The organism is Anabaena subtropica FACHB-260 (genome assembly GCF_014697105.1).
Lineage (GTDB): Bacteria > Cyanobacteriota > Cyanobacteriia > Cyanobacteriales > Nostocaceae > Trichormus > Trichormus subtropicus.
Window position 1 is genome coordinate 31,140 of record NZ_JACJRF010000038.1, and the last position, 22,264, is coordinate 53,403.

18 protein-coding genes are annotated in these 22,264 nt (G+C 41.0%); 6 read left to right on the forward strand and 12 right to left on the reverse strand.

What is annotated here, in order from left to right; genetic code table 11:
• The first annotated feature begins 17 nt into the window (after window positions 1–17).
• The gene (gene recG / locus H6G18_RS18785; protein WP_190408622.1) at window positions 18–2,507 is read left to right on the forward strand and encodes an ATP-dependent DNA helicase RecG; all 2,490 of its coding nucleotides are present in this window, start codon (window positions 18–20) and stop codon (window positions 2,505–2,507) included.
• Between the two features lie 141 nt (window positions 2,508–2,648).
• On the opposite strand, the gene H6G18_RS18790 is transcribed toward recG, so the two are convergent.
• The 5 genes from H6G18_RS18790 to hisG all read right to left on the reverse strand — a co-directional run bounded on the left by H6G18_RS18790 (window position 2,649) and on the right by hisG (window position 7,685).
• The gene (locus H6G18_RS18790; RefSeq protein WP_190408623.1) at window positions 2,649–3,170 is read right to left on the reverse strand and encodes a hypothetical protein; all 522 of its coding nucleotides are present in this window, start codon (window positions 3,168–3,170) and stop codon (window positions 2,649–2,651) included.
• 96 nt (window positions 3,171–3,266) lie between these two features.
• Window positions 3,267–4,835 (reverse strand): bifunctional aminoglycoside phosphotransferase/ATP-binding protein, encoded by a 1,569-nt coding sequence (locus H6G18_RS18795; protein WP_190408624.1) that lies wholly within the window; start codon window positions 4,833–4,835, stop codon window positions 3,267–3,269.
• A gap of 172 nt (window positions 4,836–5,007) precedes the next feature.
• The gene (gene rplY, locus H6G18_RS18800; RefSeq protein WP_190408625.1) at window positions 5,008–5,307 is read right to left on the reverse strand and encodes a 50S ribosomal protein L25; all 300 of its coding nucleotides are present in this window, start codon (window positions 5,305–5,307) and stop codon (window positions 5,008–5,010) included.
• A 61-nt stretch (window positions 5,308–5,368) separates the two neighbouring features.
• Window positions 5,369–6,712, reverse strand: coding sequence for an adenylosuccinate synthase (locus tag H6G18_RS18805; protein ID WP_190408626.1), 1,344 nt, complete (start codon window positions 6,710–6,712; stop codon window positions 5,369–5,371).
• A gap of 328 nt (window positions 6,713–7,040) precedes the next feature.
• Window positions 7,041–7,685: an ATP phosphoribosyltransferase gene (gene hisG, locus H6G18_RS18810; protein ID WP_190408627.1), complete on the reverse strand. Its 645-nt coding sequence runs from the start codon at window positions 7,683–7,685 to the stop codon at window positions 7,041–7,043.
• Window positions 7,686–7,764: 79 nt separating this feature from the next.
• On the opposite strand from hisG, the gene rppA reads away from it, so the two are divergent.
• The 5 genes from rppA (at window position 7,765) to H6G18_RS25275 (ending at window position 14,263) form a co-directional block, all read left to right on the forward strand.
• Window positions 7,765–8,457: a two-component system response regulator RppA gene (gene rppA / locus H6G18_RS18815; protein ID WP_190408628.1), complete on the forward strand. Its 693-nt coding sequence runs from the start codon at window positions 7,765–7,767 to the stop codon at window positions 8,455–8,457.
• A gap of 127 nt (window positions 8,458–8,584) precedes the next feature.
• A complete protein-coding gene (locus H6G18_RS18820) occupies window positions 8,585–9,031 on the forward strand; it encodes a hypothetical protein (RefSeq protein ID WP_190408629.1) in 447 nt (148 codons plus the stop codon).
• Window positions 9,032–9,153: 122 nt separating this feature from the next.
• On the forward strand, window positions 9,154–10,254 hold the full coding sequence (locus tag H6G18_RS18825; protein ID WP_190408630.1) for a hypothetical protein: 1,101 nt from the start codon (window positions 9,154–9,156) through the stop codon (window positions 10,252–10,254).
• Between the two features lie 11 nt (window positions 10,255–10,265).
• A complete protein-coding gene (locus H6G18_RS18830) occupies window positions 10,266–11,270 on the forward strand; it encodes an AAA family ATPase (RefSeq protein ID WP_190408631.1) in 1,005 nt (334 codons plus the stop codon).
• Window positions 11,240–14,263 carry a formylglycine-generating enzyme family protein gene (locus tag H6G18_RS25275; RefSeq protein ID WP_390825383.1) on the forward strand — a complete coding sequence of 1,008 codons (3,024 nt, stop codon included), beginning with the start codon at window positions 11,240–11,242 and terminating at the stop codon, window positions 14,261–14,263. The genes H6G18_RS18830 and H6G18_RS25275 overlap by 31 nt, the downstream gene beginning before the upstream one ends.
• Window positions 14,264–14,313: 50 nt before the next feature.
• Here H6G18_RS25275 and H6G18_RS18840 read toward each other — a convergent pair whose 3' ends face one another.
• The 7 genes from H6G18_RS18840 to H6G18_RS18870 form a co-directional block, all read right to left on the reverse strand.
• Window positions 14,314–15,378, reverse strand: coding sequence for a lysophospholipid acyltransferase family protein (locus H6G18_RS18840; protein ID WP_190408632.1), 1,065 nt, complete (start codon window positions 15,376–15,378; stop codon window positions 14,314–14,316).
• A 263-nt stretch (window positions 15,379–15,641) separates the two neighbouring features.
• Complete coding sequence (locus tag H6G18_RS18845) at window positions 15,642–17,378, reverse strand: R3H domain-containing nucleic acid-binding protein (RefSeq protein ID WP_190408633.1); 1,737 nt, start codon at window positions 17,376–17,378, stop codon at window positions 15,642–15,644.
• Window positions 17,379–17,417: 39 nt separating this feature from the next.
• On the reverse strand, window positions 17,418–18,644 hold the full coding sequence (ldpA, locus tag H6G18_RS18850) for a circadian clock protein LdpA (protein WP_190408634.1): 1,227 nt from the start codon (window positions 18,642–18,644) through the stop codon (window positions 17,418–17,420).
• A gap of 187 nt (window positions 18,645–18,831) precedes the next feature.
• The gene (locus H6G18_RS18855) at window positions 18,832–20,151 is read right to left on the reverse strand and encodes a hybrid sensor histidine kinase/response regulator (protein ID WP_190408635.1); all 1,320 of its coding nucleotides are present in this window, start codon (window positions 20,149–20,151) and stop codon (window positions 18,832–18,834) included.
• Window positions 20,152–20,716: 565 nt separating this feature from the next.
• Window positions 20,717–20,965, reverse strand: a complete 249-nt coding sequence (locus H6G18_RS18860) for a hypothetical protein (protein ID WP_190408636.1) — start codon at window positions 20,963–20,965, stop codon at window positions 20,717–20,719.
• Between the two features lie 113 nt (window positions 20,966–21,078).
• Window positions 21,079–21,375: an HU family DNA-binding protein gene (locus tag H6G18_RS18865; protein ID WP_190408637.1), complete on the reverse strand. Its 297-nt coding sequence runs from the start codon at window positions 21,373–21,375 to the stop codon at window positions 21,079–21,081.
• 177 nt (window positions 21,376–21,552) lie between these two features.
• Complete coding sequence (locus tag H6G18_RS18870) at window positions 21,553–22,173, reverse strand: antibiotic biosynthesis monooxygenase (protein WP_313954444.1); 621 nt, start codon at window positions 22,171–22,173, stop codon at window positions 21,553–21,555.
• Window positions 22,174–22,264: the final 91 nt, after the last annotated feature.

The following is a 22,264-nucleotide window of genomic DNA, read 5'->3' on the forward strand; positions in this document are numbered from 1 at the left end:
CTAACAACTAATGACTAATGACTAATGACCAACCAGATTGGATAAGATTGCACAAAGCCTTGGCAGTAGAAGCAGAACACGGCTTTACAGACTTGCTGGGTAAACAATACCGCTTCAGCGAATTTCTTAGCCTAACCTTTGGGAAATTCCCGACGGTTTTGCCAGCAATTGAGCGTCGTCGCTGGCAAGAACTGGCGGAGAAATTTGCTAGTTATCCAAATCTGGAACAGAAAGAAAGACAACACCTAATAGCTGAAACTCGTAGATATCTTTACCAACTGCAAAAAGAGCAGGAGGAACCTAAGGCGCAGGGGAGCAAGGGAGCAGGGGAGCAGGGGAGAAATTATAAATTAAAAATTCCGAATGCTACCCCAGTTGTGGCTGAGGTGAGTCGTAGGCTAGCTCCGAACATTGACCAAAAACTCAGTGATTTACCAGAAATAGGGATTCGCAAAGCAGATAGATTAGCGGCTTTGCGTTTGTACACTGTGCGGGACTTGCTTTTCTACTATCCCCGTGACCATATTGACTATGCACGGCAGGTAAATATCCGCGAGTTGGAAGCGGGTGAGACAGTGACAATAGTAGCCACGGTGAAAAAATGTAATTGTTTTACTAGCCCGAAGAATAAAAAATTATCAATTTTAGAGTTAATCCTGAAAGATAATACAGGTCAAATTAAAGTCAGTCGTTTCTCTGCGGGTGCGCGGTTTACCAGTCGCGCTTGGCAGGAAAGTTTAAAACGCCGTTATCCTGTGGGTAGTGTTTTGGCGGCTTGTGGGTTAGTCAAAGGCACTAAATACGGCTTGATGTTGGATAACCCGGAACTGGAAGTTTTGGCGAACCCAGGAGACAGTATTGAATCTTTGACCATTGGGCGGGTAGTGCCGATTTACAGCCTCACTGAAGGGGTGATGGCTAGTATGGTTAGACAGGCGGTACTTGCGGCTTTACCTGCGGCGGTTCATTTGAAAGATCCATTACCTAAAGGTTTGCGGGAAAAGTATGGTTTGATGGAATTGAAGGATGCGATCGCTAACATTCATTTTCCTGATGAAAGTGCGACTTTGCAAGTTGCTCGCCGTCGTCTCGTTTTTGATGAATTTTTCTATCTGCAACTCGGTTTATTGCAACGTCAACAGCAAGCTAAAGCTATTCAAACTAGTGCTGTCCTCGCGCCAAAGGGTCAGTTAATCGAAAATTTCTACGAAATACTACCATTTCAACTCACTGGCGCACAGCAACGAGTTCTTAATGACATCCTCAACGATTTGCAAAAATCCACACCCATGAATCGTTTGGTACAGGGTGATGTGGGTTCGGGTAAGACTGTGGTGGCTGTGGTAGCAATTTTGGCAGCAATTCAATCTGGCTACCAAGCCGCTCTCATGGCTCCTACAGAAGTATTAGCAGAACAACATTATCGTAAGTTAGTGAGTTGGTTTAACTTGTTACATTTACCAGTAGAATTACTTACTGGTTCGACTAAGACTGTTAAAAGAAGACAAATACATTCCCAGTTAGAAACAGGCGAATTACCCTTGTTGGTAGGAACTCACGCCTTAATTCAAGACCCGGTAAATTTCCAACGCTTGGGTTTAGTAGTCATTGATGAACAACATCGCTTTGGGGTGAAACAACGGGCGCTACTGCAACAAAAAGGCGAACAACCCCATGTATTAACGATGACTGCTACACCAATTCCCCGGACGCTGGCATTAACCATACACGGGGATATGAATGTCAGTCAAATTGATGAATTACCACCAGGACGGCAAAAAATTCAAACTACCATGTTAAGTGGTCAGCAACGTCCTCAAGCCTACGACCTCATCCGCCGGGAAATTGCCCAAGGTAGACAAACTTATGTAGTGTTGCCATTGGTAGAAGAATCAGAGAAACTAGATTTGCGATCGGCTGTAGAAGAACACCAAAAGTTACAAGAGAGTGTTTTTCCAGAATTTCAAGTCGGGTTGCTGCATGGTCGCATGAGTTCGGCTGAGAAAGACGAAGCTATTACCAAATTCCGCGACAATCAAACACAGATTCTTGTATCTACAACCGTTGTTGAAGTTGGTGTAGACGTACCCAATGCAACAGTGATGCTCATTGAAAATGCGGAAAGATTTGGTTTATCGCAACTACACCAATTGCGGGGACGTGTGGGTCGGGGTGCGGCGCAGTCATACTGTTTATTGATGAGTAGTTCTAGAAGTCCCGACGCTCAACAAAGATTGAAAGTTTTGGAACAGTCTCAAGATGGCTTTTTCATCTCCGAAATGGATATGCGTTTTCGCGGGCCGGGTGAAGTCTTAGGCACAAGGCAATCTGGTGTGCCTGATTTTACTTTAGCTAGTTTAGTAGAAGATGAAGACGTTTTATTATTAGCCAGACAAGCAGCAGAGAAAGTGATAGAGATAGATGCAACTTTAGAGCGTTGGACTTTAATGAAAGCAGAGTTGAAATATCGCTATGAACGGTTGATGGGTGGAGCAATTTTAACTTGATATCAAATCCAGGGAATGACTGACAATTATGAATGGCGGACGCTAGCCTTGAGAACTTTTTAAGATAAACTGTTGCGCGATAAATCACACAAGGAGAGCATAAGAATCTCTTTTCCCCATTCCCCATTTACCAAACATAATTCATTCACCACTATTATTCCGATTATTTCTCCAAAATAGGAAACTAAAATTTCTGTCCGTGCGACGGTAACGCCGAACGGGTCTTCTTGTTTGTCGCTTGGTGATTCTGTCGCTCGTCTCTTCACCGTCAACATCTTGGGAAACATTAACAGGTAATTGAGTCTTCGTTTCTTCTTTGCTTCTCCACCAAGCAATAATCCAACCTCCTCCAACAGCACCTATTCCACCAAGTAAGATACTCATGGGTGCAGGATATCCCAATAATCCAAAACCAATTAAGAAAAATAACCAGTATTTTAACCCTGCATCAATACCATCAGAAGAAGCGACAACAGGTGCTTGGGGACTACTTTTACTAGAATTAGTAAACCAGCCTAAAGCAAAACCACCGATAATTCCCAGAAAAATACTTAAGGATACGGGCGAGCCTGTCGTTATGAGGATAAATATTAAAAATGCTCCGAATATTAGTTGCGAAAGGAATTCGGGGGTGAAATTAAATAGGTTGTTATTATTAGCCATAAATAAACTCAGGGATAGGGGTATAAGGGTTTAGGGGTGTAGGGTTAAGATTTTTTAGCCCTACACTCTTCTCCCCGTAAATAGGCTGTCAGTAAATTAAGTAGCTTGCTTACGCGTAGCAGTATTACGAATTACCTGTTGCAATTGTATCTTTTGTGGTTGAGTCGTATCCCAAGTTTGTACGTAGGATTTTTCTTTCTCAGTAAAGGATTCAGTTTGCTTGAGTTGGGAAGCTAACAAATCAACTGTAGCATCAGCAATATCGCCTGTACGCTTAATTAGACGTTCTTGCACAACTTCTATAGGTGCTGTGCAGTAAATAATCTGGAGGGGAAGGTGATATTTTTCAGCTTGTGCGATCGCTTCTTCTCGTAAATTTTGTTTATCATATTTAGCATCCAAAATTACTGTGTAACCTTGATTAGCTAGTATAGTCCCCAGGTTTAATAACCTTGCATAGGTCTTTTGGGTCATTTCCGGTGTATACAAATCATCATTGCCACGTTCCCACAGAGGAATTCCCCCCAAGTGTTTACGGACTGCATCTGAGCGAATTTGAATTGCATTTAGTTGACGGGCTAAATATTTTGCAGTCGTACTCTTCCCAGAACCAGATAAACCAGACATTAAAATGAGTTTTCCTTGTTTGGGTTTGGTGTATTCCCAAGCCAGTTTGTAATACACAGAAGCTGTTTTAGTAGCTTCTTCCTTTACCGTTGCTGGGACGCTGGGGTCGTCTAACAAAAACGAAGTCACTTTAGCCCGCACATAAGATTGACGATTTAAGTATATGGGTAGTACTTCTAATCCTTCCCAGTCGCCAGTCTGCTCTAAATATGTATTCAGATATGCGTTACTCAAGTCTGGTCGTTGCTGTGCGTCCAAATCCATCACAGCATAAGCAACATCAAACATCACATCAACAAAGCGGAAAGGCTCGTTAAATTCAATACAATCAAACAGGAGAATTTTATCTTGCCATAGACAAATATTTCTCAGGTGTAAGTCTCCATGACATTCCCGAATGTAGTTATTTTGGATTCGGCGCTGGAATAATTCTTGTTTTTCTACAAAAAAACGCTCGGTGTAGGCTTTAGTTTCATCAAATTGCAACTGCGTCTGGGGACCATCGATATATTTCTCGGTTTGCTCATAATTCTCATCAAATGCAGCCTGAACTTGAGGCACTTCACCAAAACTACGAATGTAATCATTAGTCTCAGTTTTTGCATGGTATTGAGCCACTACCTGCCCTAATTCTTCTAAATGTGACTCAGTTAGCTTACCTTGGGCAAAAAGTTCACTGAATAAACCCTCCTGGGGAAACTGGCGCATTTTCAGCACATACTCAACAGCCTCACCTGTTCCCCCTAGAGTATATTGCTCATCTACCAAACTGATTGGTAGCACTTCCAAATATAATTCAGATGCTCCTCGCTGATTCAAGCGTAGTTCTTCCTGACAAAAATGTTGTCGCTTCTCTAAAGTTGAGAAATCCAAGAAGCCAAAATTCACTGGCTTTTTCAGTTTATAGGCATACTCTCCCGTGAGTAGCACATAGGAAACGTGAGTTTGAATTAGCTGGATAGGTTCTGTTACTTCGTGAGGATAAAATCCGGGTTGTAACATCTGTTGGATTAAAGCTGGAAGAGTCATTTCTGTCATAGGAATTTTTCAAGTTCGTAGTAAGGACTTTAGTCCTGATTTTTTCCCGTAGTGTTTCGCAGAGAGGACTTTAGTCCTCACTACAAACAACAAAAAACCAGGGGTTAAACCCTGGTTGATCAGCAATTATCACAAACTTTAAATGGCAAGTAAGATAAATTTCGCACCTGCTTTAGTCTTTAGCAGTGGCAAGGAAGCTGATGTGATATGGTGTACCCTTGGCTGGATGCACCTGAACTTCTTGAAGAACAGTTTTACCAGTCCACTCCAGTTCGGGAATGTTGAGTTCAATTTCTGTTTTTTTCACAGCAGCAGCTTTGAGTAATCTTTCAACTACTTTGGCGTCAACTACCAAAGAAATAGATTCTCTACCGTTGTGTCCGTATAAGTTAGCGGGGATAAGTCCAGAGCGACGCAAAGCCTTCGGCTTGGTGCCTTCTGGTCGTTTTTTAGTTTCGACTGTCAGAGCCATATAATTTGGTTAGTTGTCAGTTGTCAGTTGTTGTTAGTCAATAGTCAATTTAGACTGTAGACTAAGCACTTAGCAAAGAGGCTGGAGTACCATCGGGGTGCAGCAAGGCACGTTTTGGCCCGTGGATTGGGTCTTCTACAATGATGGTTTGATCGCGGCTTGCGCCTAAAGAAACGATCGCAATCGGGACTTCCATTAATTCTGCGAGGAATTTTAGATAGTCCAGTGCTTGCTGGGGTAAGTCTTCCAGGTTACGACATTCGCTGGTTGGCACTTGCCATCCTGGGAGGGTTTTGTAGATGGGACGACACCGAGCAAACTGACGAGCGCTAGTTGGGAAATGATCGCAGCGATCGCCGTCTATTTCATAAGCTACACAAACTTGAATTTCCTCTAACTCGTCGAGGACATCTAGTTTGGTGATAGCCATACAATCCATGCCGTTAATTCGCACAGCATAGCGACCAATAACTGCATCAAACCAGCCACAGCGCCGCTTACGTCCGGTGGTTGTGCCAAATTCCGCCCCGCGATCGCACAGTAATTCGCCTAACTCCCCATGCAGTTCGGTAGGAAATGGCCCTTCTCCGACTCGCGTTGTGTAGGCTTTGGATACACCAATTACCCGGTCTATCATTGTCGGGCCTAGCCCTGTACCTACGCAAGCCCCCCCAGCTACTGGGTTGGAGGAGGTGACATAGGGATAAGTCCCATGATCCAAGTCTAGGAGCGTACCTTGTGCGCCTTCAAACAATATGTTGCGTCGCCGTTGAATGGCATCGTATATTTTTAATGATGTATCAACAACGTGAGGGCGTAACCGTTCTGCGTACCCTAAATACTCTTGGATTACCTCTTCAGGATCTAGGGGCGGCAGGTTATACAGCTTTTCTAAAATGAGGTTTTTATAATTGATTGTCCATTCCAACTGGTCGCGTAAGGCTACCGGGTCCATCAAGTCTAATATCCTGATACCTGTACGCTCGGATTTATCAGCGTAGGTAGGGCCAATCCCTCGACCAGTGGTTCCAATTTTATGGCTTCCGCGTCGCTCTTCTGATGCCTTGTCAATTAGCCGATGATAGGGCATGGTGACATGGGCTGTTTCAGAGATGAGCAGATTTTTAGTAGAAATATTTAAACTTTCTAATTGGTCGAGTTCTTTTATCAAAACTTGTGGATCGATGACTGTTCCACAGCCGATCATACATTCCGTATCAGGGTACAAAATACCGGAGGGAATCAAATGTAGTTTAAAGGTCTGACCTTTGACTACAATAGTGTGTCCAGCGTTGACACCCCCTTGATAGCGTACTACCACATCTGCGGAGCGGCTGAGTAAGTCAGTTATTTTACCTTTTCCTTCATCGCCCCATTGAGCGCCTATTACAATGACGTTAGCCAAGTGTTTATTTTATTGAGGTAAAGTTTCCACAAAGAACCATTATCAACATAATCCGTGACGAATGTCAATAGTTATTAGTGAAAAACTTTCATCAAAAATGCACCCTTTGACGCATCTGCTATCCATCTCCACTTAATCAGGGCAGAATATAGATAGCAAAATTAGGGAACACCAAAAAATAAATTATTCCAACTTGACGGTTAGTAGGGTGCGTCAGTATGAATAATTTCTTGGTACAGCTAAGTTTTCTTGCACTGACGCACCCTACCTACTTGGAGATTTTTTTATCTGTAAGTCCCTTAGCGAAATGAAATTGCACTTGCTCACATCAAACTTTAGTTAAAACCCCATCTCGTAGTTGCTCAACTAATTGGTGTAAATTCCCCGTATTCAAGCGATAACTGAGAGGATGAGCGATTAATCGTGCCGTGCTTTCATACAAAGTAGTAATTTCAATCAAACCATTTTCTTTTAAAGTCCTGCCAGTAGAAACGATATCTACAATTGCCTCAGACATTCCCGTAATCGGGCCTAGTTCCACAGAACCATAAAGCGGAACTATTTCCACAGGTAAATCTAAGCCTTGGAAGTATTCACGAGCGCAATTTACATATTTAGATGCAACACGACTGTGAGCAGGCAAATCTAGTGGTGATTTGTAAGAACTAGATGCTTTGACAGCTACCGACATCCGACAATAGCCAAACTGCAAATCTACTAAATGGGCAACCTGCGGCTGTTTTTCGCGGAGTACATCGTAACCAATAATACCGATTTGTGCTTGTCCATACTCTACATAAACAGGCACATCTTGTCCCCTAACTAACAATCCTTTCGCCGTTCCACTGGCATCAGTAATTTGCAGTTGGCGATTTCCTGAGTCTAAAAAAGCACTAAAATCCAAACCTACAGATTGCAGTAGGCGGATGCTATTTTTGAGTAGTTCCCCTTTCGGCAACGCAACAGTTAACATTCGTTTTCTTGGTATCCTTGGCTAGAGACACTTGATAGTGTCAATATTGAGAATATCTCTATTGCTTACCACAAGCAGCATGAGAATTTTATTAGTTGATGACGAAGTAGAACTAACAGACCCCTTAAGTCGGGTGTTAACTCGTGAAGGTTACACCGTAGACGCAGCTTATGAGGGGACAAGCGGTAGCGACATGGCCACAGTAGGTAATTACGACCTACTGATTTTAGACTGGATGTTACCAGGGAAAACAGGCTTAGAAATTTGTCAAGAGTTGCGCCACCAAGGCAAAATTACACCCGTTTTATTCCTCACTGCTAAAGATACCTTAGATGACCGCGTACAAGGTTTAGATGCTGGTGCAGATGATTATTTAGTTAAACCATTTGAACTGCGAGAGTTGCTAGCGAGAGTCCGCGCTTTGTTGCGGCGTTCTAGTTCTCAAACCTATGAAACCACACCAGGAAGATTAACTGTAGCCGACTTAGAGCTTGATTGTGAAAATCAAGTCGCCTACCGTCAAGGACGAGTTATTGAACTATCGCAAAAAGAAAGCCAGCTTTTGCAATACTTTATGGAACACACTGGACAGTTATTAACTCACTCCCAAATTCTACAAAATCTTTGGCAAGATAGCGAACCACCAAATAGCAATGTCATTGCAGCCTTAATCAGATTGCTGCGCCGTAAAATTGAGGTAGGAAAAGAAATTTCCTTAATTCACACCGTCTACGGTAAAGGCTACCGCTTCGGTACATCTTCAGTTGAATGAAAAATAATGTAGACGTAGCCTGATAGCCCGACAGTTAAACAAATGTTTGTGGGCTTGTTTTTCCATAGGAAGCTGTGATATTTATTAGCTACGTAAAGTTACTTATATAATCTCAAAATTAAAATATATGAACGTGACAATTTTGACATCATTTCTAGCACCGTGTTTACCCTTTCTATTGAAAAAAGTTGGAGAGTCTGCATTAAGCGGAGCTGCTACCAAACTTGGCCAAGATACTTGGGATAAAGCCACAGCAATTTGGGCAAAGTTGTGGCCTTCAATAGAAGCGGAAGCAGCAGCCAATATCGCTGCGACACAACTGGCAGATAAACCAGAGAGTGAAGCTTGGAAAGCTGCGCTTCAGGAAGAATTAGAAACACTGTTGCAAAAAGATAAAGCTCTTGCAGAGTTCATTGCAGAAATCTTCAAAGATAAAAATGAAGTTAGTACAAATGGGGTTCAAATTCAGCAAACCGCAGGAACAGTTGAGGGGCAAATGATTGGACAGATGCAAAATAGTGAAGCTAAAAACATCGGTAACATCGGTAGTGTTCAGGGAGATGTCACACTTTAATAGTTATCCGTTACATAAATTCGATAATTATTCATTGATTTGAATCCATAAAATTTTTACCTAATTCGTCTTTTTGCAAGCAGTTTATTTGTGTTGTGCTAACTTACTTAATCTGATGACAAATGATTCAAGAGCAGAACCAACGAGAATCTCAAGCACCTCAGGCGAGTAATCAAATTCAGCAGGAAATAGGTCGAAATTCAGGGCAGAATATTGGTCAGTTGGATAATGGACAAGCCCTGAATTTTCAAAATGTCCAAAACATATTTTTTCAACAAAGTGGAACGAGTAGTTCCGCAATTCATCCATCTCAGCTTAAAAAGGAGCTTCCCCATTTCCTGCCTTATTTAGCTAACCGTAGAGAGCAGGAATCACAACTAGGTGAAGCATTCTTGAAGTTTATCAAGCAAGATTCACCTGGTCATTTCGTTTGCATTATTCATGGTGATGAGTCCCAATGTCATTACAATTTTTTAGAACGGATGCGAAAGTTTTCTCTGCCTCAATGGCTAGAGCTAGAACCACACCAACCAATTATTCCTAAATATCATCTGGAATGGCCTACAAAATTTAAAAATTCTCAATCTCTCCTAAAACAGCTATATAAAAATTTGGCACATAGTTTGTTGGGGAATGATATTTACTGTTCCGAAAAAATCAATAGTATTTTGAGTAAGTATACCCATCCAGTTATAATTCATACTCATTTACTTACAGAAGATTTAGACAAACAAGGATTTGGAAGCATAGATAAATTATTAGAGTTTTGCCAGCAATTACATCAAGAAATTATCAAACAAAAATTAATTATTTATATATTTATCCAATATAAAATTAAACGTAATAAATCAAAGAAAACTTTCTGGATGAATTTTTTATTCGGTTTTGGGCGTAGTTTTTTCAAACAATATCGATATCAGCAGATAAATAAAAAAGTCCGTCAGTATCTACAAAACCTAACCAATTCAGACTTGAAGGATTTTCAACCTTTATTAGTAACTGTGTTGTCAGAATTGGAAGGAATAAATAGGGGGGAAGTCGAAAATTGGGTGCGGAGTGAACATACTAAACAACTGGTAGGAGAAGACATGATTGAACCGTTAATTCAAAAAGTTGCTAAGATGTTTGCTTCTTGGGAAGACCAAGAACTGTCTGATACAATTCCTATGAGTGATTTAGCAGAAAAGTTAGTTGAGCTACTGAAATCGCTGACAGCAGTATAGGATGAATCAGTATGAAGTTTCGCATATATGAAGGTAATGGAAATCCCCAACAAAGCAGCTTACCAGTAAATCTTTCAACTTCTCCTCGTTCTCAGTTACTCAAGCCAGAGAATTATATTGCAGATTCAGGGTTGCAAGACGCTTGTAATGTGGCACTGTTGCTAGGACAACCACTACTGATTACTGGAGAACCAGGGACTGGTAAAACTCAACTTGCTTATAGTCTGGCATGGGAACTTGGGCTTGGCCAGCCGTTGAAGTTTGAAACGAAGTCTACTAGTATAGCTCGTGAATTATTCTATACTTACGATGCTTTAAAACGCTTCCAAGATGTGCAGAGTGGTGTTGTTCCCACTGAGGTTTTAAATTACATTAATTATCAAGCTTTGGGACTGGCAATTTTACGCACTAGAAATCCAGATGAAGTTAAGGATTTATTGCCATCAGAAATGGTACATGAGATTCCAGTGCGTTCTGTGGTTTTAATTGATGAAATTGATAAAGCTCCTCGTGACTTTGCCAATGATTTACTCAATGAATTGGAGTTGATGTATTTTCGGATTCCAGATATAAGGAATGAAAAAATTGTGGCTGATACAACATTACAACCGATTGTCGTTATTACTAGTAATTCGGAAAAAGATTTACCAGATGCTTTTTTGCGGCGTTGTGTTTATTACAATATTCCTTTTCCTAAAATTGAGCGCTTGGCGGAAATTGTAGCTAATCGGTTGGGGATTAATGCTAGTAGCCGTAGTCCATTTTTACAAGCAGCCCTGGATTTGTTTTATAAGTTACGTTCCCCTCAAAGTGGGTTGAGGAAAAAACCTGCAACGGCTGAATTATTAGGCTGGTTGATAATTTTACAGAAATTCTCTGGTGAATCAAAAAATCCTTTAATGCAAGCGGATGTCGTTTTTGCTAGTCTGAGTAGCTTAATTAAAACTACTGAGGATCAAGAAAAAGCTAAAAAAATTATAGAACAGTGGATAAAAGAACAGACGAAAACAATTTAGATTGGCTAAGTCCCGATGCTTTGATTGAGTTTATTGATCAACTGAGGGAAGCGGGTTATAAAATTGGTGTATCCCAGTATATTGCTGCTCAGGATTTAATTTTGATATTGATTGCTCAAGGGGAAACTTTGGATCATCCAGAGGATTTGAGGAATTTACTGGGGCCAATTGTTTGTAGTTCACCAATTGAGCAGGAAGAATTTCAATTACTTTTTGACCGTTGGACTAAGTTATTTAGCCAAACTAATTTATCAACAGAGGAAGTAAACGTAAAAGCAGTAGCATTTTCAGCCGAACTAGAAACAGAACGCGCTCTCTCGTATCGGATACAGTTTCTAATACTTATCCTTTCAATAACTATTATTTCAATAACTATTGTTCTATCTATTCTCTCTCTCTCGCTCGGAACAGGCAAGGTCTATAATCAACCAATACCAGAAGAAACACCAGCATCAACAGAATTACCTCCAGTACCAACAGGCGAACTTCCAGAAGTACCTCTTAGACAATCTGAAACAGAAATTATTATAGAAACACCAACGAAAGACCTGCCATTTAATTTGCAAATATTGTTACTTTATGTGACTATCTATGTCGCATTTATAATGTGGCGCCTATGGTGGTTGTGGCGTGCTAACTTATTTTTGCAACGTCATAGTACGACCCAAGAACCAGCATTACAAAAAATTTACATTACTGGGTTTGAGGAAAGTTTAGTTAATAGCATCGTGTTATTACAAATTGCCCGGAGTTTAAGATATCGAATTCGTATTCCATCTCGTGAGCTTGATATCGACAAAACTATTAATGCAACTGTGTGCCAAGGAGGATGGCTAACTCCTGTTTATCATACTTACCAAATTCCTTCAGAATACTTGTTTCTCGTTAATCGCACTAGTTATCGGGATCATCAAGCTAACTTTGTAGAAGAGATTATTGAGCGGTTGCAAAATGAAGGCGTATTTATTACTATCTATTTCTTTCATGATGACCCACGAATGTGTTTTCCTGATGATGATGATGGTTTGCCATTAAGGCTGAGAGAAATTACATCAAATTATAGTCAATATTCTCTAGTGATTATCTCAGATACAGAGACTTTTTTTAATTCTCTTAGTGGGGAATTAGAACTTTGGGTAAATCAACTGATGGCTTGGGAAAACCGGGCTATTTTAACACCTACACCTGCGGAAAATTGGGGGTATAAAGAATTAGAACTTGGACAACAGTTTATTATTTTACCAGCGACAATTCAAGGATTTTTGGTGTTGAGTCAAAGACTGCGCCAAGGAGTTGCAACTTATTTGCTAGCGGAGGAAACGCGAATACCTCTACCGGATGAGTTGCGTATACAACCTTATCTCTGGATTGAACGAAACCCGCCGCCATCCGAGCAAGTTAATTTCATGTTGGATTCGCTAGAAAAATATTTGAGTAAGGATGGCTTTTATTGGCTGAGTGCTTGCGCTGTTTTTCCTGAGTTGCATTGGCATATCACTATTTATTTAGGTAATGTGTTGAAAACAGAGTCGGGAGCATCGCTAATAGATGTGTGTTCTTTGGCTGATTTGGCTCGTTTACCGTGGTTACGTTATGGTTATATTCCGGACTGGTTGCGTGTTTACCTAATTAATACATTGACACCACAGCAACAGCAGATAATTCGGACTGCACTACAAAATTTATTAATTACGGCTGTTCAAGGTTCTGTCAGTAAATTGCAGTTAGAAATAGCTAGAAAGTATCATACTTTATTAACAAAATTAGCTAATTCAATACTTGATTTATTATCTAAAAGAGCAGATGTCAATAGTCCATTAAGAGATTATATATTTCTAGATTTTATGAGACATGAGCCTGTACTTGCTATAAAAGTATCAGATGAGTTTAGTCGTGTACTCCAAAGGCAGAAAAGATTTTATTGGTGGATAAAAGTATTACGAAAATTGGGAATAGTGAATCAAGTACCAAGTCATCGAAGGAATTTTGTTGAATTAGCTAACTCTAATTCCTCGTTAATCAACCGCAGGCGATTTTTGAAGTGGTTTGTTTGGGGAGGAGTAAGTTTGCTGACATCAACATTAGCCCATCACATTACTCAAAATTATAGTCGGAATACTAATACCTGGCCCTCTCCAGGTTCTGCTCCTAATTTGTTAGAAGCTTTTGATTTTGAAATAGTAGTAGTAAATTCACAGGGAAATACTGCTGATAGAGCCCAGCGTACAGCACAATATTTTATAGAAAATTTGGGTAATGGTGTAACTCTGGAAATGGTGGCAATTCCCAGTGGTTCTTTCATGATGGGTTCACCGGGACAGGAGCAAAGAAGAAATTTATTTGAAAGTCCCCAACGTCAAGTAAATCTTTCTGGGTTCTTCATGGGTAAATATGAAGTTACGCAGGCACAGTATCAAGCTGTTATGGGGAATAATCCTGCTAATTTTCAAGGTGAAACCAGACCTATAGAACAAGTTAGTTGGGAGAATGCGATAGAATTTTGTCAAAAATTAAGGCAAATAACAGGGCGCAACTATCGTTTGCCTAGTGAGGCGGAATGGGAATACGCTTGTCGTTCTGGAACTACTACACCGTTTTATTTTGGTTTAACGATTACGGCAGAGTTGGTTAATTATGATGGTAGTCGTACTTACGCCTCAGCACCTCAAGGTCTATTTCGTCGGCAAACTACTCCAGTAGGTAGTTTTCCACCCAATGCCTTTGGTTTATATGATATGCATGGCAATGTGTGGGAGTGGTGTCAAGACCATTGGCATGACAGTTATAACGGCGCGCCTACAGATGGTAGTGTATGGCTGAATGATAATGACAATCAATCTCTCCATCTGTTACGTGGTGGTTCTTGGTATGACATTCCTGAGGATTGCCGTTCTGCTTTTCGCAACTACTTCAACCGCAATCGTCGTAGCAACTATATTGGTTTTCGGGTTGTATGTGATGGTGTAGGGGTGAGAACTTCTTTCCTCAGTTAATAAAACCGAACAGTTGCTAAATTCTCAATATTTTCTCGATAAAGCCCCTCTTATTTGCTCTGCGTCTTTGCACCTCTGCGTGAAACAATCACGGACTTACTCAACAACTCATTAACCCGGACTTGCAATTGAGCTTGAAATCGTTTAGCGCGTTGATAAACTATCTTACGTTCTTGAGAAAGAGTACCAAACTCTGTTTCCATAGGCTCAACAAAATAATGTAAGCGAGTTCTCATTGCCCAAACACCCATCGAGGGGAAGAGAACTAAAGCAAACATCAAAGGTGATATGGGTAAAAACGGTAGTTTAAATATTTTTTGGATTTTTTTCAGGTTAATAGTCCAAGGATGTAAAGATTCACTGCCAATGCAGACTACAGGGAGAATGGGGATATGATAGCGATCGCTCAACTGTAAAAAACTCAGATCAAATTTTTGTAATTGGTAGCGTTGTCGCCAACCTTTACGCGGTCCCCTTATCCCTTCCGGCGCATATAACAAGATTTTACCCTGTGCTACTGCTGCCTCAAAATTGCTTAACTCTGCCCGCACTGCACCCAAAACCTGCGACCATTTGGGAGGTAGCCACCACACCATCCAAGGATGTTCAAATAATGAACCTTCTGCTATTGGTTGCGCTATCCACCCTCTTGTTTGACCTAATAAATACCCCAAGCTAATGAAATCCCAAGGGAAAGACATCCCTGCATGATTCATGGCTACAATCATTGGTCCTGTTGATGGTAAATTCTCCAGTTGTTGCAATTCTCCGCGAAAATAATACTGCACAATCGGGGCGAGAATTTCTGTACGAAAAGCTTGTTGATAATTTGGGTTAAATTCCTCAACCTCTGTCCTGGGAGAACGACAACCCAGACGCAACCATCGACTCAAAAATGCTAAATAAAATCCACAAGGAATTAAAAATAGGATGTATTCTAGCCAATTCCAACCATCTGGGTCTTGATGATAATGTTGCCAGTGACGGTTAAATAAAATCAACCAACCAGGAGGATACCACAAACAAAACCAATCAAACCAGCCAAATTTATACCCCTGGTTGATGTTCTGCTCTAAGTGGGAATTTATCAAGCTTTCAGATTGTTGATTAATCACAAATACTGGATATAAGAGATGGGCGTTCTATTAGGCAAACATCCTATCTTGATAAATTTATCATTTGTATCTGACTATAGACGTAAAATTTACTACACTATCTTTGAATTTATCTTCCTTGTCAAAAAATCACCATAGGTAAGGAGGTGGAGTATTTAAATGTTTTGAATTTTGAATTTTGAATTGATTCATAGTGCGATCGCCCTAAAATACTGAAAATACCTTAGAGCGATCGCTTGGTTTATTCGACAAACTCGGTTAATTTACGCTGGATAAATCCGTAAACGCCGATTTGGTTCTTCTCCAAAACTATGGGACTTGAGCCGATAGTGTTCTACTAATTCATGTTGCATTTTGCGGACTTGGGGAGAACGGGGTAATAACTCCACTGGCTGTCCTTTGGGGATGACAATTTGCTCAACTGCAAGTCTTGCTTCTTCCAGCGCGTCCATTTCGTCGTCGCTACCGTTGTGCAAGAATAATTGCAGTTCTCTGTCATCAGCTACTTCTGGGTCATCCATGTTCAGCAACCGCCGCAAACCACGAGTAATTTGGGGAATGGTGCTGGATTTTATTACATGGATGGGGACGTGACGGGCTTTAGCCATCTGTCTCAATTTAGCGTGGTTTTTGACGTGCGATCGTAATGCTAAAATTGCATCTGCATTATCGATGTCTTTTGTCAATATCACAGGCAAAGTGAGGACGTTGATCACCTGTTCCAGTTGATGCCGACTCACACCATAGGGGTAAATGTGCAAGGGCAAGTCTTCACCATTGGGGCCTGGGTGTCTAGCACTGCCCAAATCAATCGCTTCTGGGTAGTTGAACGATTCATCTAATAAGCGGTCAAATTCGCTTGGTGCAGCAATTCGTTCCCGTTCTACAGGTATTGATGGTATGGCTAACATTTGTCCTGATGAACGCCAACCATTGGATTGTCTAGCTGGTACAAAGGACTCCTCCGGTGTTGTTAACTGTCCGCCACGACCATTTACAACGGCTAACTGTCGTGTAATGGAGACTTTACCTTGATCATCTACCGTGCGTGTTTGTGGACTAGCCTGGCGACCCCGCAGCAGAGTATCCACGGTATCTGCAACACTGTCGTGTACTACCCAACGTTGCCGTTCTAGCATTTCCACCGCAATTTCGAAGGTAGGAGGCGCTTTCCGTTCCAAAACGGTTTTTTGACTACCTCTGCGTCTCGCTTCATCGTCTCCCAGTGTCACAGCTTGGATACCCCCAACCAAGTCAGACAGTGTGGGGTTTTTGATGAGGTTTTCTATCTGGTTTCCGTGGGCAGTACCTACCAACTGCACACCCCGTTCAGCGATAGTACGGGCAGCTAAAGCTTCCAGTTCTGTACCAATTTCATCAATAACGATGACTTCGGGCATATGATTTTCTACTGCCTCAATCATCACTTGATGCTGAAGTTCTGGATGAGCTACCTGCATCCGCCTAGCACGACCAATGGCTGGGTGAGCAATATCACCATCCCCGGCAATTTCGTTGGAGGTGTCGATGATGACTACACGTTTATGCAATTCATCTGCTAAAACACGGGCAATTTCTCTTAAGGCTGTAGTTTTACCTACACCAGGTCGTCCTAGCATGAGAATCGACTTACCAGTTTCTACCAAATCGCGGATCATGCCTATCGTACCGAATACCGCTCGACCAACACGACAGGTCAGACCAATAATCTTACCACTGCGGTTACGGATAGCACTGATCCGGTGCAAAGTCTGCTCAATTCCTGCCCGATTATCTCCACCAAAGTTTCCAACTCGCTGAATGCAATCATCTATCTGTGCTTGAGTGACTGGTGTTTCGCTCAGATATTCGGCTTGATTAGGAAATCTAGCCTCTGGGCGACGACCCAAATCCAAGACCACTTCTACTAAACTATCTCGTTTGGGATGATTCTCTAGTACTTTTCGCAGGTCTTGGGGCAAAATGTCTAATAACTTTTGGAGATCGTCTGTAATCGTCATGCTTTCTATTGTGACGTTTTGAGAGATAACGAAGAGCGATTAGCGCTCCTGCTGTGACTTGAGCTGGGAAACGAGGGAACGGGCAAGCTCTACGGCTTGCCAGAGCAATTCTGGTTCTTCTTCCAGGCGGACTGTTGCCTTAATATTAGTATTCCTCACCTCCTTGTTTTCTAACTGCTCAATAATTTGTGTCAGCATTACACGGGCATAACTACCGTAAGCAACTCCAGCAATGGAGGCGGAGGAGCGGGGGGCAGGGGGCAGAGGAGAAGAAATTTCCTCCCTGCTCCCTGCTACGCCACTTGCTCCACTTGGGGAGACCCCTTCGCGTAGCGTCTCGTAGAGAAGACCGCAGTGGCTCCCCTGCTCCCCTGCTTTTTTCAGTAGTCCCATTGCCTTTAACTTAGCAACTGTGTAGCTGTTAGTGCCACCTGCCAGCTGTACATATCCTGGTAATTTAGCTGCCAAGACTTTCTGCCCTAGTTTTACGGCTGCTAAAGTGGTACCATCTCCAATATCACCACTCATGGGGCGACCGTCGGTTTGCCAAATTAAGGTGGTAGGAAGTGGAGAGATTAAATCATAAATCGATTGAAGATATTCAACTAAATCTTTACCATCGGGACAACTGATAGCTAATACCTTCAATTGGTCTGCCCACGGTGAAATTACTTGCCATAACTGCTTAAATTCTGCCAAACGGCCCACTTTTGTATGGATTTCTACGGCATCTATTCCGGCTGACATGACCATTGGCGCGATCGCCTCTGGCGTTGACATATACGATGTTGTATAAATTATATCATAAGGACAAATTGGCAGACAACGCCCACAGCCGTAGCATTTCTGGGATTCAACACCAGAAAAGTTATCTTTTTTATGTTTAAAGACAATTGCTTGAGCAGGGCAAATTTTCTCGCAAGGTCTAGGACAATCTTGTGGACATTGACTGGGATTAAATTCAGCTTTGCGAAAATGGGGGTCTTCGCCATCATTTAAGCTCACCATTAACAAAGGCTCATGACCTTTATAATCCAGTCCTCTGGCTTGGGCTTCCCGCACCAGATTTTTGGCTACTTGTATTGCATCTTTGGCATCTCTAATGACTGCTGGGTCAGCAGCCACATCTATGCAGTCAGCACCTGCTAAGGTATAGGCTAAGGTTAAACTTCTGACAGCAGGTAGGTGCTGGAAACTAGCTCCGCAGATGAGCTTGAACCAGTGACCTCGATTTAAGGATTGTAAAGGGGATAACAGATCAGTCACACTTATATTATGCTTTTATGTGACGGAAAATAGTAGTCTGTGTTCAAGAAAAATTTTGATTCTTAATATCAGGTGGCAAGTCAGTTACTCTTGAGTTTGCCTGTTATGTCTGTTTTGAAAACAGAGGCTCAAGAATAAGGGAACAGGGAAACAGAGGATAATTTGAAAGACGTCAGTAGTCATGACTTTACTTAATAGGAATTGTGATGACAAACTCTGCACCTTGACCTGAAGAAGATGAAAAAGTAATTTGCCCTTGGTGTTTCTGCACTACAATGTGATAACTAATTGATAATCCTAGTCCACTACCCTTTCCTACGGTTTTTGTTGTGAAAAAGGGATCAAACAGACGGGATTGCCAAGATTCTTTTATGCCAATACCATTATCTGTGATCGCAATCCTTACGGTATCTGAGTCTAGTAGTTCTGTGCGAATACGAATTTGCGGTTTAGTCAATAGTTTATAGTCCATAGTCAAGAGTTGAGAATTGTTAACTTTTGACCTTTGGCTTTCGACCTTTGATTGTTCTAAGGAATCTATTGCATTATTTAAAATGTGCATAAATACCTGGTTTAACTCTCTCGGATAACAAGTAACTAAAGGCAAGTTACCATACTCTTTCACTACGTTAATTACTGGACGATTTTGTGTTGCGTTGAGTCGATGCTGTAACATCATTAAGGTGCTGTCTATACCCTGATGGATATTGACTAATTTCATTTCAGCTTCATCATGGCGAGAAAAGTTTTGCAGTGCTAACACAAGTTCTCGAATACGATCAGACCCTCTATACATTGCATCCATTAAGTTTTGCAAATCTTGCATCACAAAATTCAAGTCTGTATCTTTAAATAATTGTTGGAGTTTGGATGTTGGCTCTGGGTACTCTTGTTGATAAGCTTCAATAATATTCACCAAATCTTCGATGTACTGACTAGCATATTGCAAGTTACCATAGATAAAACTTATAGGATTATTAACTTCATGGGCAATACCTGCTACTAATTGTCCCAGTGCCGCCATTTTTTCATTTTGAATTTGTTGAACTTGTGATACTTTTAGGTTATGAAGGGCATTTTGCAATAATAAATTCTTTTCTTGTAGTTTAAGTTGCAACAAACGTAAATTTATTTGATTTTCAATTCTTAATATTACTTCTGCTCCATGAAACGGTTTAGTAATATAGTCTGCGCCACCAACATCAAAAGCTTTGACTTTATCTAATACATCATCAAGCGCACTAATAAAAATAACTGGTATATCGGAAGTTTTATCATCAGCTTTAAGTTGTTGACAAACTTGATAACCATCCATATCTGGCATACTAATATCCAGCAAAATTACATCAGGTAAAACCATCTGACAAGCAGTCAGACCCATTTTACCGTTTAAAGCTTTGCGGACTTCAAAGCCTTGGGCAGTTAACATCGCCGACAACAGTCGTAAATTATCTGGTGTATCATCTACCACCAAAACATTACCTTTATAATTATTATTTAAAATCATTACAAATTAAAAACTATTCTTTCCCTTAATAAATATATTAAATGGTGTTTGACCACACATATATAAAAATTTGATAAATGTAGGAAAGTAATTTTAATTAAATAAAAAAGGATACTTACATCTTGCACCTTTTCAATCAGCAGATGAGCTACTAAATAATACGGTTTTTAGCCCGTCATCTTGGTAATAAGAAAGTGAAAAGCTTACTCTATTAATTAATTGAAAATAAAATTACCTTTTTACTTTCAATTTTTTAATCTAGCTTTGACTCAATCAAGTGCCATTGCTTCAATTCTAACGCACCTTTATCTGATATCTTTATTAAAAATGAAAGCAAATACACCCCCATTTTAATTTTTGACTTTTAAATGTTGACCTTATCCTCTGCCCTTGCAGTTTTATACCTCACAAGGTATTTTGCTTCAGTTCCTATTTGACATTATTGCTAGCACTCAAAGCCTATAAAAAAGCAGGGGTGAAGAGAGCAAGGAGCAAGGGAGTCTTCACGCCACTTGCGGATAAAGTTTGTACCTACAGTTTCCTCTTCTCCCTGCCTCTGATTAAATCAACTATCGCAGTAACTATTTACTCGAATTTCTCGCCAAATATCTGACACCTGCCACCCTGAGTTTTCAACTAATTTTATTTGATTGTTGTCAAACGTTGGAGAATAACAATAGTTAGAAGCATACTTTAACTTGTTATTCTTCTCTTCTAGTTTTTGTTTGGCTTCTAGTGCTAGTTCGGGAGTCTTAATATTTTTAGCTTCTGGCTCTAATTTTTGAGGCAAATCTGTTGTAATTGTTTTCTCCAAAATGGGTTTTTCTATTTTTTTGTAACTAAGACCAATGATTTGTTCATAAAGATTGAGAACAGCGAAGGCTACGTCTTTGTAATGATTGGATTACTGGTAACAAAGCAATTCATCTATGGTGCTACTTTCTCCCGAAACTGCTTACCAGCAGAAAATGCAGGTATTTTAGTTGCAGGAATGGTGATTTTCTCGTTGGTTTGGGGATTACGCCCTTCACGCTCTGAGCGATACCTTCGGCACACTTCGTGAACGCGTCGCTCGAATGAGCCAAAACCAACAAGTGTTACCTTATCTCCATTCGCTACAGCTTCAGTAACAACTGACAAAAAAGCACTGATTACCTCATCAGCTTGCTTTTTTGTGATGTTGGTCTTTGCTGCTACAGCATCCACTAATTCACCTTTGTTCATAAATTACCCTGAAGTATTGCAAGTAAAGGAGATTTACTTTACCACGACTAACTTTTTTGAGGATAGGGGGAAAACGAGTAACAATCAAGCAGGACACGAAAATTAACAATGCACGGCTACTGCTGTGGCGACTTTGAATTGATGGGTAAAACCAGTTGAGTTTCAGGAGAGGGGATATCAAATGGGATACAGCCATTTGCGAAATAATTGCGTTAGAAGCGGCATGATCACATAGGTGAGCAGAGCGACACCGAGTCCTGTGCTAATCAATTGATTGAGCAATACAGGTAGCCCAGACAACAACGGTACTAGCAACATATTGAGCTGAGGAAGCGTGAAGAATACTCCTAGCCAGGTCACTAACGCCATTTTGTAGCGGGGTGGTGGAGACATCATAGGTTTGTTTGAGAGAGTAAACCAGGTTTCCAATCCGGTCAGGGTTTGAATATCTTCTGGCTTTTCAATCAACGGTTGCAATCGCTCAATCCATTCCCGCCGAATATCTGATTCTAGCCAAGTCTTGAGATTGCCGTAGCAATCGAACTTGAGAATGACCACGTACTCAGGATGGGCATGATCCTGGGGTCGAATAGTGCTGACACCCAGATGTCCCTTGAATTTTCGTGCATCTGCGGCAATGCCATGAAACCATGCTTCGTAACCTTGCTCACGCCCTGGTCTCACTATATGAGAAATAACAGCAGTGACTGGACAGCTTTCTTCACTGATATTAATTGCTAACGGTTCATCGAACATAGAATTTAACGTTCCGGGTAAAATTTGGCGTTGCTGAATCACAATATGAATTATGCGATCGCCATATTCTCAGGGGGGCAAAGCCTCGGCATTGGAATACAACGATGTTTAAGATAATAAACTAACAATCTAA

Excerpts from the sequence above, each read along its gene's own strand:
- recG (WP_190408622.1), top strand. The coding sequence starts at position 18 with ATGACTAATGACCAACCAGATTGGATAAGATTGCACAAAGCCTTGGCA.
- H6G18_RS18790 (WP_190408623.1), bottom strand. The coding sequence starts at position 3,170 with ATGGCTAATAATAACAACCTATTTAATTTCACCCCCGAATTCCTTTCG.
- H6G18_RS18795 (WP_190408624.1), bottom strand. The coding sequence starts at position 4,835 with ATGACAGAAATGACTCTTCCAGCTTTAATCCAACAGATGTTACAACCC.
- rplY (WP_190408625.1), bottom strand. The coding sequence starts at position 5,307 with ATGGCTCTGACAGTCGAAACTAAAAAACGACCAGAAGGCACCAAGCCG.
- hisG (WP_190408627.1), bottom strand. The coding sequence starts at position 7,685 with ATGTTAACTGTTGCGTTGCCGAAAGGGGAACTACTCAAAAATAGCATC.
- rppA (WP_190408628.1), top strand. The coding sequence starts at position 7,765 with ATGAGAATTTTATTAGTTGATGACGAAGTAGAACTAACAGACCCCTTA.
- H6G18_RS18820 (WP_190408629.1), top strand. The coding sequence starts at position 8,585 with ATGAACGTGACAATTTTGACATCATTTCTAGCACCGTGTTTACCCTTT.
- H6G18_RS18825 (WP_190408630.1), top strand. The coding sequence starts at position 9,154 with ATGATTCAAGAGCAGAACCAACGAGAATCTCAAGCACCTCAGGCGAGT.
- H6G18_RS18830 (WP_190408631.1), top strand. The coding sequence starts at position 10,266 with ATGAAGTTTCGCATATATGAAGGTAATGGAAATCCCCAACAAAGCAGC.
- H6G18_RS18845 (WP_190408633.1), bottom strand. The coding sequence starts at position 17,378 with ATGACGATTACAGACGATCTCCAAAAGTTATTAGACATTTTGCCCCAA.
- H6G18_RS18855 (WP_190408635.1), bottom strand. The coding sequence starts at position 20,151 with ATGATTTTAAATAATAATTATAAAGGTAATGTTTTGGTGGTAGATGAT.
- H6G18_RS18865 (WP_190408637.1), bottom strand. The coding sequence starts at position 21,375 with ATGAACAAAGGTGAATTAGTGGATGCTGTAGCAGCAAAGACCAACATC.